This is a genomic window from Bacillus sp. BPN334, assembly GCF_008368885.1.
GTDB lineage: Bacteria > Bacillota > Bacilli > Bacillales > Bacillaceae_G > Bacillus_A > Bacillus_A wiedmannii.
In genome coordinates this window covers 257,883-276,377 of record NZ_QOZW01000020.1, presented here as the reverse complement: position 1 = coordinate 276,377, position 18,495 = coordinate 257,883, and the positions used below count along the sequence as shown (strand labels likewise).

Sequence of the window (18,495 nt, the reverse complement as noted above, 5' to 3'; positions counted from 1 at the left end):
ATGAAAAACGTAAAGTTTTTTCTAATGAGCTGGTTATTCATACATATGTATTTGTTCTTCCCTCTGCAAAGTCAGGCGGAAGAACAAATTGAGCCAGATCAAAAACTAAATGAAATGAATGTACAAGAAGAAAACAAAGAAGTTCAAAAGCAGCCAGAGCAAGTGGAATTGAATCAAGGTAAAGAGGAACAACAAGAAGTAGCAAATGAACAAGAGGTCGAAAAAAAGATAGAGACGGATCAAGGGGTTATTACAGTAAATAAGTCGGAATTAAAAGTTGGCGAAGAAGTGCGGGTTATTGTAGAGCCGAAAGAGCAAAATGTTCAAAGTATAAAAGGTATTTTGCGCTTGCCAAAAAACGACGATCAGTATGAACAAGAAAGAATGCTATCGTTTAAGTATGAAGAGGAAACGAAGCGATGGATTGCTAACTACAAGGTCGAAACTTTTGATTTGCAAGGTGATTGGAATCTTCAGCTCATTCAAAGTTCTAAAGAAACTGAGAAAGAAGAGCTTATAGAAAATGAAGTGAAAGTCCCATTTATTCGTATAAATAATGACACGCCAACAATAGATAAAGAACTGCCGAAGTTGCATAAAGTTACTGTTGACGAGGCGAAAGAGAAGCTAATTGAACGGAAACAAGGCGATTCTATACGTGTGCGAGTGAAGGCGACAGACGTAGAATCAGTTGTGAAAGAGGTTCGTGTTACATTAAAAGGGAAAGAAAATAAAGAGATTACATTTTTATTAGATTACAATAAGCGCGACATGGATTGGCAAAAAGTATTTGAAATAACGGATGCGTTACCAATCGGGACATACGAAATACTTGTAGAGATAGTGGATGCGGCCGGCAATAAACTGGTTGAGGAAAGTGAGTATATCGTTTCTATTTTGGAGCAAAAACCAGAAGAGAATAAAAAGATAGAAGAACGAGAGAATGAAGATAAATTAGAAGTTAAGGAAGAACCTGAGAAGCAGGAAGACTCGAAAGTAGAAATCCCGCTTCCAGAAGAAAAACTGCCAGTTGTTCAAATTCCGAAAAAAGAAGAGAAAGTAAACGATCTTATAAAAGAACCATTGAAAGAGAAAGAAAAAATTACTTATGTTATAAAAGAGCCTCTCACAGACAACAAGGAAGTAAATAAAGCGAAGGCTCAAAAAGATAAAGATAATAACAATCAAGTCATTTCGAAAAAGAAAGAGAAAAAAGAAGAGCCAAAAGATAAGAAAGAAGCAAAAAGTGAACAGGGAATACAAGCTTCTAATGTATTTGCTATCATGTCAGGTTTATTCGTACTGTTTTTAGTTTTAAAGAGTAATAAAGAATGGGGCTAATTATTTCATCGTAATGGAGGCGCTTAGATGGAGATTAAACGTACGACAATTGAAAATAAGACGCTACAACCATTAAAACAGCCTGCAGCTATTTCGGAACATGAAATCCAGAAAGAACGAAAGCATAGTAATCTAGTGTTTACTGGACAGTCTAAGATTATTTCGAGAAATAATGAAATAGGGATTTTACTTGCGAGTTTAGGTGATGGAAAGGTTATGAAGGAAATGCTTTCTAAAGAGATGGATACAGTATTACAACTCTTTAAAAAGTTACATACGTTATCTGGTGAAGGAAAGCAAACAGAAAAAGTATTTGAACAAGTAATGAGAAGTTTACAAGGGCTTGTTAAACAGGTGCATATAAAAGAACTTCCTTTGTTAGATGGAACGTATGATTTCGCAGAAGTACAACTATCATTTGGTAGAAAGGTACATATTCCATTATTAGATGTAAGTGCACTCATTTCTAGAGTGGAAAGTGATTCTTCAGAAGGAAATATAAATTTAATGGTAACGGTTATTACTGCTTACATAACGAAATTGTCTAACGAAACTATTTTAATTAGCGTTACAGATCGCACTGCTAAAGAGCGGGATGTAAGTGTATGGAGAGCACTCGCAGAAATGAATATGACACAATTAGCACAGGCCCTGAAACAAACGATGCAAGAACATAAATGGTCTATGACATTTCTTTTTCTCTTTGTATGGATTGTTGCTATTATTTTAATTCGAGTTATATAAAAAGGTCGTCACTTTACATTGTGACGACCTCTTTTATATTTTTTCGTAGAAGAATGTATCAAATCTCTGAAGATTATAACGTTCAGGTGTTAAAATTTGTTCGGTACTACCAACAAATAGTACGCCGCCTTTTCGTAAAGAACGACTAAACTTTTCATAAAGTTTTACCCTTGCTTCTTCAGTAAAGTATATCATTACGTTGCGACAAATGATTAAATCGTAATTTGTATCGAACGACTGCATTAACAGGTCGTGTTGTTTGAACGTGACGTTTTGCTTAATGTTTTGATGTAATGAATATATATCATTCTCTTTTGTAAAATGACGTTCTTTCAAATCGCTAGGTAATTCTTTTAAAGAACGTTCTGTATATTGACCGCGTTTTGCAGTTTCTAAAATGTGAAAATCAAGGTCTGTTGCTTGTATTTCAAAACGAAATGGAGCTAAATGTTTCGATAAAATTAAAGAGAGTGTATATGGTTCTTCACCTGCAGCGCAAGCGGCACTCCATACTTTTAATTTTCCGTTATTTTGTTCAAGTAATTTTGGTAGTGCTTTCGTCTCTAATGTTTGCCAACGTTCTTTATTTCTAAAAAACTCTGAAACGTTAATTGTAATATAGTCAATAAAACTTAAAAATAAATTTTGATCGGTACGTAAATTGCTTAAAAAACTAGTGTAGTTCTCAAAGCCCTTTCTCGAAATAAAAGCATCGATTCTACGACGCATTCTATCTTGTTTATATGAAGCGATATCCATATTGAATTGTTGTTTAAAACTCGCGATAAAATGATCATAATCTTGTTCAATTATCATATTTATAATAGGCACAATAACGATATTGTGCCTCCCCCTTTACATCATACGGATTTTTTGTTCAAAGTTTTTTTTCATCTGTTTTTCATGTAAACCTGGTAAATCATAAATAACAGCATCAATTCCTGCTTCTTTTGCAACGTCAACGGGAATGACAGATGTATGCTTGTCCCCATTATAAAAACAGAGAACTAAATCGGTATCTTCGATTATTTGTTTTACAAAAAACATATAATCCGATCGGTAAATGGAGTCGGAAGGATGATCAAAAGTAACATACTCGGCTCCGTGTCTTTTTAAGTAATCAAGGACCTCTTGAAATTCATCTGTTAATGCTTGTAACGGCTGTAGCGTGTAAAGGCATAAATTTTGAGCGAGTCTTTCGTTTTCGATGAAAAAACGAAGAATCTCATTTTCGATAGATTTATAACATAATATGTAAATTTTATGTTTGTGAGCATAGTCAGTTAAAAATTTTTTTATTTCTTCTTGATCTAATGCTGTTAATTGATTTGAACCACAAAGAAAAATATTCATAGATTTGTGCCACCTCATGCTAAATTGTAACATATCTTTTATAAAAAATAACTGCAAAATATTAGTGTTCAGAGTATAATTATAAATAATTGGATTTTACGATTAAGTTTAGGAAGAAATAAAAAAATAAATAGGTGATATATATGCTGCGTTCGATCTCGCATAATCCAATTTTATCGCATATACCGCCTGCTACTCAAATGCCGAAAGAAGCAAATGTCAGGACAGGACTTGCATTTTCGGATAATTTGCATGCAGATCCGAAAAAAGATAAATTGTTAGAACAAATGGAAGCATTTGTCGATAACATTGGAGAAATTAAAGAGAAAATTGAAATGGAATTAACGCTTGATAATGTAATGGAATACAAAAATACAGTAAAATCATTTTTGAATTTTTACGTAGATAATGTATTGCAATATAAAGATGTCATGTCTCGCCATCCGCGTTACGGATATTCACAGAAAATGACGATTGTGAAACAGGCGGAAATGGGATTAAATGAGTTAGAAGATGTTATGAATTTAATTAATACGAAAACGGGACATTTAGAAATGTTAAATCAAATTGGAGAAATCCACGGTTTAATTGTAAATTTAGTCTTGTAAAAGGGAAGGAAGCTATATGTACATACAATTATATGAAAAGCTCGTTATTATTCAAAAAGCATATGAAAACATTCAAGCGCTTGGGGAACAAATATATGAGAATTTAAAACATAAAAATGTAAATGCAGTTCAAAAGTTACAAGTAGAGCAATTGCAGTACATTGATGGTTTAAAAAAGTTATCAAGTTCATTTGAAGAAATGGTTGTTCAGTTTTGTAAAGAAAAGGGCGTGGAATCATTTCGTGTAAGTGCATTATTTTCGCATTTTTCTAACGAAGAAATTGAAAAAATGGAAGAATTACAAAAAAATGTAGCTGAATTAGAAGAGAATGTAAAAATGATTCTTTTGAAAAATCAATATTACTTAAACGTACTATTAAAAACTACAGAAAGTATTGTGGATTCCGTTTCTGAATATAATTTAGAGCGAAACAATAATTCACAAATCTTTATGAACGAACTATTGTAAAGGGGAAGTGAAACATTATGAGATTATCTGATTATAATACGCCGCTATCGGGTTTATTAGCGGCACAAATGGGATTACAAACGACGAAACAAAATTTATCTAACATTCATACGCCTGGTTATGTGCGTCAAATGGTGAATTACGGATCGGCTGGGGCAAGTCAGGGCTATTCACCGGAACAAAAAATAGGTTACGGTGTACAAACGTTAGGCGTTGACCGTATTACAGATGAAGTGAAGACGAAACAGTTTAATGATCAATTATCTCAACTCTCTTACTATAACTACATGAATTCGACTTTATCACGTGTAGAATCTATGGTTGGAACGACAGGGAAGAATTCATTATCTAGTTTAATGGATGGCTTCTTCAATGCCTTTCGTGAAGTTGCAAAAAATCCAGAACAACCAAATTACTACGATACATTAATTTCTGAAACTGGGAAGTTTACAAGTCAAGTAAATCGTCTAGCGAAAGGCTTAGATACAGCAGAAGCACAAACGACAGAAGATATTGAAGCGCATGTCAATGAATTTAATCGTCTTGCTGGCAGTTTAGCGGAAGCGAATAAAAAAATTGGACAAGCAGGTACACAAGTGCCAAATCAACTTTTGGATGAACGTGATCGTATCATTACAGTAATGTCTAAGTATGCAAATATAGAAGTGTCTTATGAATCTATGAATCCTAATATCGCGAGTGTTAGGATGAATGGTGTTTTAACAGTAAATGGACAAGATACATATCCACTTCAATTAAATAAAGAAAAAGAACCAATGATTGCTGAAATTTACGGTTCGGAAATTCCTTTAACTAGTGGAGCAATCCAATCAGCGATCGATACGAAAGCGAAGATTGCTAGTTATAAGAAAAACCTTGAAGAACTAATGAGTTCTGTAAAGAATGAAGTGAACACAGTAATGGGGAAAGAGTTCTTCGTTGGAGATCAAGCGAAAGATATGAAATTAAACCCTGAATTTGCAAAAGATGTTTCGAAAATGAAAATATCAGCTGAAACAGCAAATAAACTAGCAGCAATTACAGATGGAAATTATAAAGAAGGTCTTTCTTATAAACAAGCATTAGACCAGTTCGTAGTTGGTGTTGCATCTGATAAAAGTGCAGTGAATGCTTATCAAAAAATTCATGGGGATTTATTAGAGGGGATTCAGCAAGAAAAAATGGGTGTTGAAGGCGTTAATATGGAAGAGGAAATGGTTAATTTAATGGCCTTCCAAAAATATTTCGTTGCAAACTCTAAAGCTATTACTACGATGAATGAAGTGTTTGATAGTCTATTTTCGATTATTCGATAAGTGATAGTAATTGATTGGAAATATATAAGGAGGAGATAGAAATGAGAGTATCTACATTTCAAAATGCAAGCTGGGCAAAGAATCAGTTAATGGATTTGAATGTGCAACAACAATACCACCGAAATCAAGTAACTTCAGGGAAGAAAAACCTTTTTATGAGTGAAGATCCACTTGCGGCAAGTAAATCATTTGCGATTCAACATTCATTGGCGAATATGGAGCAAATGCAAAAAGATTTAGCGGATTCGAAAAATGTATTAACACAAACCGAAAATACTTTACAAGGTGTTTTTAAATCTTTAACGAGAGCAGATCAATTAACGTTGCAGGCATTAAGTGAGCAAAATGGTGAAAAAGAATTGAAAGCCATTGGTGCAGAGATTGATCAAATTTTAAAACAAGTTGTATATTTAGCAAATACGAAAGAGCAAGGTCGTTATATTTTCGGTGGTGATAGTACAGAGAAACCACCATTTACAGAAGATGGTACGTATCAAGGTGGACAAAATGATGTGAACTGGCAACTAAATGACGGTTATGAATTAAAAGCATTTCGTAACGGTGAAGCGCTATTATCCCCTGTTATAAAAACGTTAAAACAGATGAGTGAAGCGATGCAAAAAGGTGACCAAAAAGCATTACAGCCGTTATTAGGAGAAAATAAGAAAAATTTAGATGGCATCATTAACCGTACAACTGAAGTTGGTTCGACAATGAACACAATGGAGACGTTTAAAACAATTTTAAGCGAGCAAAATTTAGCACTTCAAGAAAACCGTAAAGAAATTGAGGATGTTGACTTAGCGGTAGCAATTTCTGATTTAGCTTATATAAACGCAACGTATGAAGCTACGTTAAAAGCAGTTAGTACGATGAGTAAAACGAGTATTTTAGACTATATGTAATCTATAAGGAGTGAGAAAAATGGCAGGAACAACGATGACAGGTATTGGTGGTAGACAACAAATTTGGAACCTCGGAAATAATATGATCGATACTTCTAACCTAGTAGAATTAGAGCTGCAAGCGTTAGATATGAGGAAAACACCGTATACGAAAGAAAAGAACGATCTTACAAATGATAAACTATTATATACAAGTTTGAAATCGGAATTTAGCTCTTTCACACAAACTTTTAAAAACTTAGCGGCTTTTAAAGGGAATGAAAAAAAAGTAACGACAACGCAAGAAGGCTATATAGATGTAAAAGCTGATGGTGGTGCAATTGCTGGTACTTTTAATATGACGATTACTCAGCTTGCACAGCGTCATCAAATAGCCTCTAATAAGGTTACTGATATAAATGCGAAGCTTCCTAAAGATGAAACAATAAAACTAGGTGATAAAGAACTAAAAGTAACAACTGATATGACATATAAGGATTTAATTAATAAAATTAATGACGGAGATTATGGTGTATCGGCTTATACACTTGGAGATAAAATTTTCATGACCTCGAAAAAAGAAGGGGCAATGAATGAAATTAAATTAGAAAAGACACCACCGAATGTACTTACAGATTTGTTTTATTCGAAAGTGGAAGGAAAAGACCCACTTGCCACGGAAATGAAATTAAATACTATTAACGAAGCATTAGATGCAAAATATACTATTAATGGTATTGAAGGTAAAAGTCCTAGCAATACAATTGAAGCTCTTCCAGGCGTGAAAATTGAATTGTTAAAAGTAACTGAGCCGACAGTAGAAGGAACATCAAATGCAGGTACAACAACAGAACCAAAAGCAAAAGGCATAGATCTAAAATTCACAGTAAGTGACTCAAACGTAACAGACGCATCAAATATTATTAAAAAGATGGTTGCAGATTATAATAAAGCTGTTGCTACAGTAGATATCTTTGCTGGTAAAGGTGGGGCCTTCCAAGGACAAGCTATTATGCAAAGTGTGCGTCAAGCTATGAACAATGTTGTAACATTTTCACAAGAGGGCAATTACTTATTCTCATTTGGTATTCAATTAAAGCAAGATGGAACGATGGAAGTTAATGACGAAGCATTAACGAAAGCGTTAAAAGAAAAACCGGATGCAGCGAAGCAATTTTTCTTTAGTTCTAACGGTTTAGGAAAAATGATGGAAGAGCCACTTGATAAGTTATTTGGTGATAAAGGTGTAGTTGGAGAACGAGTAAAAAACATTGATTCACGTGTAAGTGATTTAGATAAAAAGATTAAAGATATTGAAACGCAAAACTTGCAAAAGCAAGATGAAATTGTGAAGAAGTATCAAAAGCTAGAAAGTACGTTAGCGGCGCTTGATAGCCAATTAAAAACAATTAAAGCAATGACAAAACAAAAAAGTGATGATTAATGAAAGGTAAGGAAGTGATTGTATGCAAGCATGGCAACGTTATATGCAAAATGATATTATGACGAGTAATCCGATTAAAAATACAATTTTTATTTATGAAAGATGTATTGTAGAGTTTCGTAATTTAGAAGAACTGTTACATACTTTTAAGCTACAAGAAGGAGATGCACTTCTTGAAAAGTTAGAACGTATTTTTGAAGAATTAAAGCTTCAATTAAATCCTGAAATTACGAAAGATTTATATGATAGTCTGTACGGTTTATACGATTGGATTAGCATTCAAATTCAAACGATGAAAGTAACACGTGAAGCAAAAGACATGGATGCAATTGTGAAAGTGTTACAAGATTTAATAGATGGTTACCGCGGAGCACTTGAAAATGAACAATGATATTTATCGGACGTTTGTTGGCTGTTTTAATGAAATCGGTGAATTGCAAGTGTCAGATGGGGAGTTTGCTGAGAAGAGTGAGATGTTAAATCGCTGGATGATGACATTGGATGAGGAAACACGTGCACAAGTTGCAGCAGAAGTAAGCCCATTCATTATTAAGGCGGCACAGCATATCCGAGATAAGCAAAAGATTTTGGAAGAAATGATTATGACAAATGATGGGCGCATGAAAGCTAATTCATTTTACGGTAAATTTTAGTGATAGAGTTTAGAAACGGAGTCCCCTTTTAAGAGGGGATCCATTCCTTTGTTTTAATAAAGACTTCCGCTGATTGAGGTTTCATTTTATGACTGTAATGAAAAATAGTAGTAATCTAAATAATGTAAAAATGAACTTTAGTTTGTAGATCATATATTGAAATGTTCCGTAGATTATTGCGTGTATACAGTTTTTTTGTATTCTTTTTTATATTTTTGTATTTTTCTAAAGACAACAATGGAAAAATGGAATAAAATATGTAAGGGTACATGATTGTTAATATTTTAATAAACGCATATAAGAAAATAAATAATGAAGTGAAACTTCCATCAGTGGATCATGAAGTTAAAAAAGAAAGGGTGTGGAATATGCCAGATTTAGTGAGTGATGTAGGCCATTATATGAATTATTTAGTGACGAAACGAAATACTGTTTCTAGTAATATTGCAAATGCGAATACACCCGGCTATAAAGCGCAAGATGTAACATTTGCTGAGCAAATGAATAAAAGTAGTGCATTATATAAGAACAATGCTGCGGACTTAAAGAGTAATCCAAATTTATATCAAACGAATGAAATGCACTTACCGACAGTGAATACGAAAAATACATATGCAAAGATGCAAACAAAATCAATGCAAACGAATAAAGATGGAAATAGTGTGGATGTAACGACAGAAATGCTAGATTTAATGAAAGCAAATCAGTTATACGGTATTTCAATTAACGCGATTAATACACAATATGCAATTAACCAAGCGGCACGCGGACGTTAAAAGTAGAAGGAGAGACAACGATGTTTCAGGCAATTAATGCAAGTGGCTCAGGGCTAACGACAGCGAGAAAGTGGATGGAAGTTACTTCTAACAATATTGTAAATACAAATACAACGGCTGCTCCGGGGGCGAATTTATATGAGCGTCGTAGTGTAGTGCTAGAATCAAACAATAGTTTTGCAAATATGTTAGATGGGTCTCCTACAAATGGAGTAAAAATAAAAAGTATTGAAGCAGATAAAACTGAAAACTTAGTGTATGATCCAACACATCCGCATGCAAATGAAGAAGGATATGTACGCTATCCAAATATTGATGTGACTGCTGAAATGACGAATGTAATGGTTGCCCAAAAAATGTACGAAGCGAATACAAGTGTATTAAATGCGAATAAAAAAATGCTTGATAAAGATTTAGAAATTGGCAGAGGATAAGGGGGAATATAGTAATATGAAAATCCAACCAATGTTAAATACGCAACCATTTGGAGCAATTCAGTCAATTGGTGCACCGAAAACGTCTCAAACATCTGTAGTTGAGGGGAAAAAGTTTATTGATTTATTGGAAGATATGAATCAAACGCAAAACAATGCACAAACAGCAGTATATGATTTACTAACTAAAGGAGTAGGAGAAACGCATGACGTTTTAATTCAGCAGAAGAAGGCTGAGTCTCAAATGAAAACGGCTGCTCTCGTACGTGATAATCTTATTGAAAATTATAAGTCACTAATTAATATGCAAATTTAGGAAAGTGGACGGGTGTGTTTAAATGGAAAAGATGAAAAATGTTATCCAATCGTTAAAAACGTGGCATAAGTTAGTAATCGGTGCTGCGCTTTTAGCGATTGTAACAGGAGCACTTTTATACTTCACCTTGCCAGATAAATATGTTGTTGTATATCAAAATTTAAATGATGCAGATAAGCAAGAGATTACAGCAGAATTATCAAAGTTAGGTGTCGATTATCAGTTAGCGGCCGATGGATCGATTCGTGTGCAAAAAAATGATGCTCCATGGGTTCGAAAAGAAATGAATGGGATGGGCTTACCGTTTAATTCTAAAAGCGGTGAGGAAATTTTATTAGAAAGCTCGCTCGGTTCAAGTGAGCAAGATAAAAAAATGAAGCAAATTGTCGGTACGAAAAAGCAATTGGAGCAAGATATCGTAAGAAACTTTGCGACAGTTGAAACGGCAAATGTTCAAATTACATTACCTGAAAAAGAGACAATTTTTGATGAAGAAAAAGCAAAAGGAACAGCTGCGATTACTGTAGGTGTGAAACGTGGCCAATTATTAACGGCAGATCAGGTTGCAGGTATACAGCAAATGATTAGTGCTGCAGTTCCTGGCGTGAAAGCAGAAGAAGTAAGTGTGATTGATAGCAAAAAAGGTATTATCTCAAAAGGAGCAGATGAAGCGCATTCTACTAGTTCCTCTTCTTATGAAAAAGAAGTAGAGATGCAACATCAAATTGAAGGTAAATTAAAGCAAGATATTGACGCAACATTAATGACGATGTTTAAACCGAATGAATATAAAGTGAATACGAAAGTATCTGTAAACTATGATGAAGTTACACGCCAGTCAGAAAAATATGGTGATAAAGGTGTACTTCGTAGTAAACAAGAGCAAGAAGAAAGCTCTACTGCGCAAGAAGGAGCAGAGACAAAACAAGGTGCTGGTATTACAGCGAACGGTGAAGTGCCAAATTACGGTACGAACAATAATCAAAATGGTAAAATCGTCTATGATAATAAAAATGGTAACAAAATTGAAAACTATGAAATAGATAAAACGGTTGAAACGATTAAGAAACATCCAGAATTAACGAAAACAAATGTTGTAGTATGGGTAGACAATGATACGTTAGTAAAACGAAAAATGGATATGACTACTTTCAAAGAAGCAATCGGCACAGCTGCTGGGCTTCAAGCTGATCCGAATGGAAACTTTACAAACGGTCAAGTTAACGTTGTAACTGTTCAGTTTGATCAGCCGAAAGAAGAGAAGAAGAAAGAACCAGAAGAAAGCGGTATAAACTGGTGGTTATTCGGTGGAATTCCAGCTGGTTTATTAGCAATTGGTGGTCTAGTATGGTTCTTATTAGCAAGACGTAAGAGAAAGAAAGAAGAAGAGGAATATGAAGAATACTTAGCAGAAGAGGAAATTGCTGCAAGTAATGAAAGTATCATGGAAATTCCTGAAGAAAAAATAGTACCAGAGCCAAAACCAGAACCAGAAGAACCGAAAGAACCAACGTTAGATGAACAAGTGCATGATGCTACGAAAGAACATGTAGAAGGAACTGCAAAAGTAATTAAAAAATGGTTAAATGGACAGTAAGGGAGGAACAACGATGTTAGATGAAATCTCCTCCAAAGAAAAAGCTGCCATCCTTATTCGTACATTAGAAGAAGGGGTGGCAGCAAAAGTCATTGAATATATGACGGCTGAGGAAAAAGAAGTATTACTTCGTGAAATCGCGAAGTTTCGTGTATATAAACCGGAAACGTTAGAAAATGTACTAGGGGAGTTCTTGTATGAATTAAATGTAAAAGAATTAAACCTAGTGACTCCGGATAAAGAATATATTCGTCGCATATTTAAAAATATGCCAGAAGACGAACTAGAAAAATTATTGGAAGATCTTTGGTATAACAAAGATAATCCGTTTGAATTCTTAAATTCACTTGCGGATTTAGAACCGCTTCTTACTGTACTTAATGATGAATCGCCACAAACGATTGCGATTATCGCTTCTTATATTAAACCGCAGCTTGCTTCTCAATTAATTGAGAGATTACCAGATCATAAGCGAGTAGAAACGGTAATGGGGATTGCGAAGCTAGAGCAAGTTGATGGTGAATTAATAAATCAAATTGGTGATTTATTAAAATCAAAATTAAATAATATGGCATTTAATGCAATTAATAAAACGGATGGCTTGAAAACAATAGTAAACATTTTAAATAATGTTTCACGAGGTGTTGAAAAAACAGTCTTTCAAAAGCTGGATGAAATGGATTATGAGTTATCTGAGAAAATTAAAGAAAACATGTTTGTATTTGAAGACTTACTCGGACTTGAAGATCTTGCACTTCGTCGTGTATTAGAAGAAATTACAGATAACGGTGTTATTGCGAAAGCACTTAAAATTGCAAAAGAAGAAATTAAAGAGAAATTATTTACATGTATGTCTTCAAACCGTAAAGAGATGATTCTAGAAGAATTAGATGGCTTAGGGCCGCTTAAGATGACGGATGCTGAAAAAGCACAGCAAACGATTACAGGCACAGTGAAAAAGCTAGAGAAGGAAGGAAGAATTATCGTTCAAAGAGGTGAAGATGATGTCCTTATTTAAAAACAGAATTCCGAAGAATTCTGTTTCTTTTTCTGAAGAAACGTATGAATTACAATTTCCAAAACCAATACCAGTTCAAGTCGAAGAAGAAATACAGGTGGACCATGAAGAGCTTCTTGCACAGCAACAATCATTACATACTGAACTGAATCAACTAAGGCAAGAACAGCAAATGCTAGAACGAGAGCGTCAACAGCTATTGCAAGATAAAGAAGAATTTCAAATGCATATTCATGACCAAATGGAACAGATGGAAGCAGCACGTATGCAGTTTCAAAAAGAACAACAAGAAACAGCATATGAATGGACAGAGTTATTATGGAATCAATCTTTTCAACTAGCAGAAAAAATCGTGAATCAAGCGGTAGATTCACGATTGCTTGATGTGTTACCCATTTTAACTGGTATCGTTCAAACGTTGCCTACTTCGTTTGAAAAATTAATCATTACCGTACACCCAGAAACATTTGAACGTATTCAAGAAGAGAAGGAAAATACGAAAGAGTATTGGTTACTACAATTAGTAGAATGGAAATATGATTTCTCCTTACAGTTCGGTGAATTTGTTCTAGAAGAAGAGAAAGAGTTCTTTGAATTTAAATTTGCACCTATATTTGCGAAACTTCGCCAGAAATGGGAAGAAGAGAAGGTATTTGAGGAGCAAAATGTATGAATAACAAGCTCATGAACGAACATAGTAAATGGAATACGTTTATTGAAACCCCGTTTTATACGAAAATCGGTAAAGTTCATAGTGTACAAGAACAGTTTTTCGTAGCGAAAGGGCCAAAGGCGAAAATTGGAGATGTTTGTTTCGTTGGGGAACATAATGTTTTATGTGAAGTGATTGCGATTGAAAAAGAAAACAATATGTTACTTCCATTTGAGCAAACAGAAAAAGTATGTTATGGAGATTCAGTTACATTAGTTGCAGAAGATGTTGTCATACCTCGTGGGAATCATTTACTCGGAAAAGTGTTAAGCGCAAATGGCGAAGTACTAAATGAGGATGCAGAGAATATTCCATTACAAAAAATAAAACTAGATGCCCCGCCTATTCATGCATTTGAACGTGAAGAAATTACCGATGTATTTGAAACTGGAATCAAATCGATTGATTCTATGCTAACAATTGGCATCGGTCAAAAGATTGGTATTTTTGCAGGTTCTGGTGTTGGTAAATCTACTTTACTCGGAATGATTGCAAAAAATGCAAAAGCTGACATTAATGTTATTAGCTTAGTAGGAGAACGTGGCCGGGAAGTAAAAGACTTTATTCGAAAAGAATTAGGTGAAGAAGGAATGCGAAAAAGCGTCGTTGTTGTAGCGACGTCAGATGAAAGTCACCTAATGCAACTTCGTGCAGCGAAGCTTGCAACGTCTATTGCTGAACATTTCCGTGATCAAGGTAATAACGTACTACTTATGATGGACTCTGTTACTCGTTTTGCTGACGCGCGTAGGAGTGTTGATATTGCCGTTAAAGAGTTGCCGATCGGTGGTAAAACACTCTTAATGGAAAGTTATATGAAGAAGCTGTTAGAGCGCTCTGGGAAAACACGAAAGGGATCTATAACAGGTATTTATACCGTACTCGTTGATGGAGACGATTTAAACGGCCCTGTACCAGATTTAGCGCGTGGTATTTTAGATGGACATATTGTATTAAAACGTGAGCTTGCAACACTGAGTCATTACCCTGCTATTTCAGTGCTAGACTCAGTGAGTAGGATTATGGAAGAAATCGTTTCGCCAACTCATTGGCAACTTGCAAATGAAATGAGAAAAATCTTATCTGTTTATAAAGAAAATGAATTGTATTTTAAATTAGGAACGATTCAAGAAAATACAGAAAATGCTTATATTTTTGAATGTAAAAACAAAGTAGAAGGTATAAATACGTTTTTAAAACAAGGTCGATCTGATAGTTTCCAATTTGATGATATTGTTGAAGCGATGCACCATATAGTATAAGACCTCTGCCCAAGAGGTCTTATTTTTTTGTTTTTTAATATTTCACAGATTTTTTTGGAAAAAAACTATATAATAGAAAAAGAGAACGTTATAATAGGAAGGGGCTATTAAAACAGGTGGATAAGCAGCAGTACGACACGATAAAATTGCAAATAAATCAAGAAAAAGAACAGATTTTGAAAGAAGTGTATGAATTAACAGGTGAAAAAAGAAAAATAGAACAAAAAAAAGAATATGATTTATATGTAGTAAAATCGCGTAGTAAAGTCGTACAAACTGGGCAGCGTATAATGGCTGGCATGCTTTCGTCACATACGTTTTCACCTGAAAGAATAGAAGAATGGAATCGGAAAATTAAAAAAACGGAAGATTTTATTCAAAAAAATGAAAGCCTTTTAGAACAGGTAAAAGAAAAAGAACGTGTCATTGATGAAATGTATCAAGAAGATTGTAGAAAGCTTGCAAAAGTACGAGAAAAGCAGGAAGAAAAAATGCTTCTTGATTTGAAAATGTGTATGAATGGGTGAGGTGAATATAGTGATACAGTCTGTATTACCGGTGCAACAAAGTTTACCTCCGCAAAAAGAAAAAGGGCTAGAAGTACAATCAAAAAGTGAAGATTCTTCATTCGATCGTACGATGAGAATGGAAAATAAAAAGCAGCCGAAAACGGAGAAAATGAAACGAGAAGAAGCACCAAAAGAAGAAAAAAAAGAATATATTCTTTCTAAACAATCAGTAACGAAAGAAGAGCCAATTGTAAAGAAAGAAGAAAAAAAAGAGACAGAACAGTTACTATTAGCTGTATCTGAGCAAATGGTTGCAATTGAACAATTACGTGTGCAGCCGGAATTGTTATATCAATACATACAAAAAATACAAGAGCTATATAAAGAATATGGAAATATAAAACTTAACGAATTACCCGCCAATGAATTACAACAGTTGCAAGAGCTTCTTTCAAATATGAATATCAAAAATGCTATATGTTTAGAAGATACAATGCAAATGGTATTAGACAAAATGAAGATGCCGGAGCAAACGATGCAAGCATTAAAAATTGTAGAAACAGAAACTTGTAATATTGCAAAGAAACAAGAGGATTCCAAAGATTTAGATGTAGATCTTCCAAAAGCTGAGGGCGATGATGTAAAGATAGAGTTGCCTGAAGGTGATGTGTTAAACGATTCGAGTTCAACGGGTGCGGAGTTATTAAATAAAGCAACGGGTACGGATCAAATAGGAAAATCAAATAGTGGCGCTGAGAAAGTTACGTTACCTGACTTAGGAAAGAAAATGGAAGCACAAGTAGAAGCGTTGCAAAAATTTGTAGTGAAACAAGAGCGTGTTTTATTTCAGTTAAACCCAGAAAAACTTGGTACATTAACGGTGTTTATGAAAAAACATGGAGATCAAATTGATGTTCACGTAGAAATGGAAAAACATGATGCGAAAAAACGTGTTGAAATCATTTTTGATGAATTGAGATTGAAGTTAAAAGAAAAAGAAATCAATATTCAAATTAGCTATTCAGATAAAGATGAAAATCGAAAAGAACAGCGAGAACAAGAGCAAAGACAAAAACAAAAATTAGCAAGTACAAAACATGAAAAACAACATGCAAAAGAATTTGCGGGATTATTGGAGGAATAAAGTGTGCCAACAGTTGGATTAAATACAACGAGTACAAATCATATTCCGTTACAAGCAGGAGCACAAACAAAAAACGCATCTGTTACTGGTGCACAGTCGACAGCTCAACAAGCAAACGGAGTATCAGCAAGTACTCAAAAAACACCCGGTATTATGGATAAAGATGATTTCCTGAAACTTTTCTTAGCAAGCTTTCAACATCAAGACCCGTTTAATGCGATGGATATGAACCAAATGATGAACCAAACAGCACAGCTATCGCTTATGGAGCAAGTACAGAATATGACGAAAGCAGTAGATAAACTGCAATCAACGATGTATTCGACGGCTCTTGATGGAGGGATGAAGTTTTTAGGAAAGTATGTTAGAGGTGTAAGCAATAATGGAAAGCAAGTGACTGGTCAAGTGGAAACAGTTCGACTTGCTGAAAATAACGATGTGCAACTTATTGTTGATAATCAAGTTGTCTCACTTCGTTTCATAGAAAGGGTTTCTGATAAACCGATAACAGAAACTAATCCGGAAGATGAGAAGAAAGATGATATAGAAAAAAATGAAGAGGTTAAACAAGATTAATAAAAGGAGTGTACAAAGGTTATGATTAAAGCGTTATATACAAGTATTACAGGGATGAATGCAGCACAAAATGCATTAAGTGTTACTTCAAATAATATTGCAAATGCACAAACAGTTGGATATAAAAAGCAAAAGGCTATATTTGATGATTTGCTATATAATAATACGGTTGGTTCACGTGGTGATGGTGCTTATGCTGGCACGAATCCAAAGAGTATTGGTAACGGTGTAAAGTTCAGTGGGACATCTACAGATTTTAGTGATGGCTCTATTACTTTAACTAGTGATAAGATGGAGACAGCGATAGAAGGAAACGGTTTGTTTTTAGTTGGTGATCGTAATGCTGGAAATGTAGAGTATACGAGAAAAGGGTCTTTTAGTGTATCGAAAGATAGCTATGTTACAAATACAGGTGGACAGTATGTACTAGGTTATGGTGTAAAAACAGGAACACAAGAAGTAGATTTTTCTTCACGACCAAGCCCAATTCATATTCCAATGGGATCAGCTGTTGGTGGGATTCAAACAGATAAAGCGACAATAGGCGGAAACCTTCCTAGAAACCAAAATGCATTATCTCACGAATTCACAGTTTTTGATGCGGAAGGGAACTCGTTAACGTTACGTGTAAATATTAAACAAAAGACTACAAAAGAGACTGTAGATGGTAAAGAAGTTGAAAAGCCAGTGCCAGGTGAATATACATATGCAGTTTCTGTAAGAAATGATTCTAAAAACGAAAAAGAATTTAAGCCTATTGAAGGTATGCCGGACAACAAACCGCTTATATTTGATACATTAGGAAATTTAAAGCAAACAGATGAGGCTGTACAAAAAGATCCAGTAACTGGTGAAATTACTAAAGGTGGATCTGTTCAAATTCCTTTTGGTGGTGGTCTAACACTTGATTTAAGCGGATTAACAAATTATCCGACAGGGAAAACTATTTCTACCACAGAAGTAACGGGGCGTCCAGCTGCAATTGCAAATGACTATTCTATTTCTGACGGTGGTTTCGTTATGATGAAATATTCGGATGGTAGTATGAAAGTTGTAGGACAACTAGCTGTAGCTACATTCCCGAATTCAGGTGGATTAATGAAAACAGGGAATGGAAATTACGTTGCGACACCATCAGCGGGTATTCCAGGAATAGGTGTTGCTGGTGAGAATGGTGCAGGGAATGTACGAGGGTCAGCAAAAGAAAGTTCAAACGTAGATTTATCTGTAGAATTTGTTGATTTAATGCTTTATCAACGTGGGTTCCAAGGAAATGCGAAAGTAATTAAAGTTTCAGATGAAGTATTAAATGAAGTTGTAAACTTAATTCGATAATATA

General features: G+C 34.5%; 22 protein-coding genes. 20 read left to right on the top strand and 2 right to left on the bottom strand.

Going from position 1 to position 18,495, the window contains the following annotated elements; translation table 11 throughout:
- Both DN393_RS28000 and DN393_RS27995 read left to right on the top strand, forming a co-directional pair.
- Positions 1-1,341, top strand: coding sequence for a transglycosylase (locus tag DN393_RS28000; RefSeq protein WP_149174142.1), 1,341 nt, complete (start codon positions 1-3; stop codon positions 1,339-1,341).
- A gap of 27 nt (positions 1,342-1,368) precedes the next feature.
- A complete protein-coding gene (locus DN393_RS27995; RefSeq protein WP_149174141.1) occupies positions 1,369-2,085 on the top strand; it encodes a hypothetical protein in 717 nt (238 codons plus the stop codon).
- Between the two features lie 33 nt (positions 2,086-2,118).
- Here the strand turns inward: DN393_RS27995 and cheR are convergent, their stop codons facing one another.
- Together cheR and DN393_RS27985 are read right to left on the bottom strand one after the other, a co-directional pair.
- A complete protein-coding gene (gene cheR, locus DN393_RS27990; RefSeq protein WP_060489719.1) occupies positions 2,119-2,901 on the bottom strand; it encodes a protein-glutamate O-methyltransferase CheR in 783 nt (260 codons plus the stop codon).
- 39 nt (positions 2,902-2,940) lie between these two features.
- Positions 2,941-3,438, bottom strand: coding sequence for a flagellar motor switch protein FliG (locus tag DN393_RS27985; RefSeq protein WP_098102206.1), 498 nt, complete (start codon positions 3,436-3,438; stop codon positions 2,941-2,943).
- A gap of 143 nt (positions 3,439-3,581) precedes the next feature.
- Between DN393_RS27985 and DN393_RS27980 the strand changes: the two genes are divergently transcribed.
- From DN393_RS27980 to flgE, 18 genes are all read left to right on the top strand, one after another.
- A complete protein-coding gene (locus DN393_RS27980) occupies positions 3,582-4,046 on the top strand; it encodes a YaaR family protein (protein WP_000946323.1) in 465 nt (154 codons plus the stop codon).
- A gap of 16 nt (positions 4,047-4,062) precedes the next feature.
- Positions 4,063-4,515: a hypothetical protein gene (locus DN393_RS27975; RefSeq protein ID WP_098130847.1), complete on the top strand. Its 453-nt coding sequence runs from the start codon at positions 4,063-4,065 to the stop codon at positions 4,513-4,515.
- A gap of 17 nt (positions 4,516-4,532) precedes the next feature.
- The gene (gene flgK, locus DN393_RS27970; protein WP_149174140.1) at positions 4,533-5,831 is read left to right on the top strand and encodes a flagellar hook-associated protein FlgK; all 1,299 of its coding nucleotides are present in this window, start codon (positions 4,533-4,535) and stop codon (positions 5,829-5,831) included.
- A 41-nt stretch (positions 5,832-5,872) separates the two neighbouring features.
- Positions 5,873-6,736, top strand: coding sequence for a flagellar hook-associated protein 3 (locus DN393_RS27965; protein ID WP_098093083.1), 864 nt, complete (start codon positions 5,873-5,875; stop codon positions 6,734-6,736).
- A gap of 19 nt (positions 6,737-6,755) precedes the next feature.
- Positions 6,756-8,159, top strand: coding sequence for a flagellar hook-associated protein 2 (locus DN393_RS27960; protein ID WP_098093085.1), 1,404 nt, complete (start codon positions 6,756-6,758; stop codon positions 8,157-8,159).
- 22 nt (positions 8,160-8,181) lie between these two features.
- A complete protein-coding gene (locus tag DN393_RS27955; RefSeq protein WP_001149518.1) occupies positions 8,182-8,550 on the top strand; it encodes a flagellar export chaperone FliS in 369 nt (122 codons plus the stop codon).
- Positions 8,540-8,812, top strand: a complete 273-nt coding sequence (locus tag DN393_RS27950; protein ID WP_001058080.1) for a hypothetical protein — start codon at positions 8,540-8,542, stop codon at positions 8,810-8,812. Before DN393_RS27955 ends, DN393_RS27950 begins: the two co-directional genes overlap by 11 nt.
- Before the next feature lie 368 nt (positions 8,813-9,180).
- On the top strand, positions 9,181-9,588 hold the full coding sequence (gene flgB, locus DN393_RS27945) for a flagellar basal body rod protein FlgB (protein ID WP_001113102.1): 408 nt from the start codon (positions 9,181-9,183) through the stop codon (positions 9,586-9,588).
- 20 nt (positions 9,589-9,608) lie between these two features.
- Positions 9,609-10,022, top strand: a complete 414-nt coding sequence (flgC, locus tag DN393_RS27940; protein WP_098093087.1) for a flagellar basal body rod protein FlgC — start codon at positions 9,609-9,611, stop codon at positions 10,020-10,022.
- Between the two features lie 16 nt (positions 10,023-10,038).
- On the top strand, positions 10,039-10,338 hold the full coding sequence (gene fliE, locus DN393_RS27935) for a flagellar hook-basal body complex protein FliE (RefSeq protein WP_000701682.1): 300 nt from the start codon (positions 10,039-10,041) through the stop codon (positions 10,336-10,338).
- 22 nt (positions 10,339-10,360) lie between these two features.
- Positions 10,361-11,935, top strand: a complete 1,575-nt coding sequence (locus DN393_RS27930) for a flagellar M-ring protein FliF C-terminal domain-containing protein (RefSeq protein ID WP_060630283.1) — start codon at positions 10,361-10,363, stop codon at positions 11,933-11,935.
- A gap of 13 nt (positions 11,936-11,948) precedes the next feature.
- Positions 11,949-12,953: a flagellar motor switch protein FliG gene (locus DN393_RS27925; RefSeq protein ID WP_000883360.1), complete on the top strand. Its 1,005-nt coding sequence runs from the start codon at positions 11,949-11,951 to the stop codon at positions 12,951-12,953.
- Positions 12,940-13,626 (top strand): FliH/SctL family protein, encoded by a 687-nt coding sequence (locus DN393_RS27920; protein WP_098093089.1) that lies wholly within the window; start codon positions 12,940-12,942, stop codon positions 13,624-13,626. The genes DN393_RS27925 and DN393_RS27920 overlap by 14 nt, the downstream gene beginning before the upstream one ends.
- Positions 13,623-14,927 carry a flagellar protein export ATPase FliI gene (locus DN393_RS27915; RefSeq protein WP_149174139.1) on the top strand — a complete coding sequence of 435 codons (1,305 nt, stop codon included), beginning with the start codon at positions 13,623-13,625 and terminating at the stop codon, positions 14,925-14,927. Before DN393_RS27920 ends, DN393_RS27915 begins: the two co-directional genes overlap by 4 nt.
- Positions 14,928-15,043: 116 nt before the next feature.
- Positions 15,044-15,454: a hypothetical protein gene (locus tag DN393_RS27910; RefSeq protein ID WP_000360879.1), complete on the top strand. Its 411-nt coding sequence runs from the start codon at positions 15,044-15,046 to the stop codon at positions 15,452-15,454.
- A gap of 10 nt (positions 15,455-15,464) precedes the next feature.
- Positions 15,465-16,580 carry a flagellar hook-length control protein FliK gene (locus DN393_RS27905; RefSeq protein WP_142315017.1) on the top strand — a complete coding sequence of 372 codons (1,116 nt, stop codon included), beginning with the start codon at positions 15,465-15,467 and terminating at the stop codon, positions 16,578-16,580.
- A 3-nt stretch (positions 16,581-16,583) separates the two neighbouring features.
- A complete protein-coding gene (locus DN393_RS27900) occupies positions 16,584-17,156 on the top strand; it encodes a flagellar hook assembly protein FlgD (protein WP_001143483.1) in 573 nt (190 codons plus the stop codon).
- A 21-nt stretch (positions 17,157-17,177) separates the two neighbouring features.
- Entirely contained in the window at positions 17,178-18,491 is a 1,314-nt protein-coding gene (flgE, locus tag DN393_RS27895; RefSeq protein WP_098093095.1) for a flagellar hook protein FlgE, read from the top strand.
- Positions 18,492-18,495 lie beyond the last annotated feature (4 nt).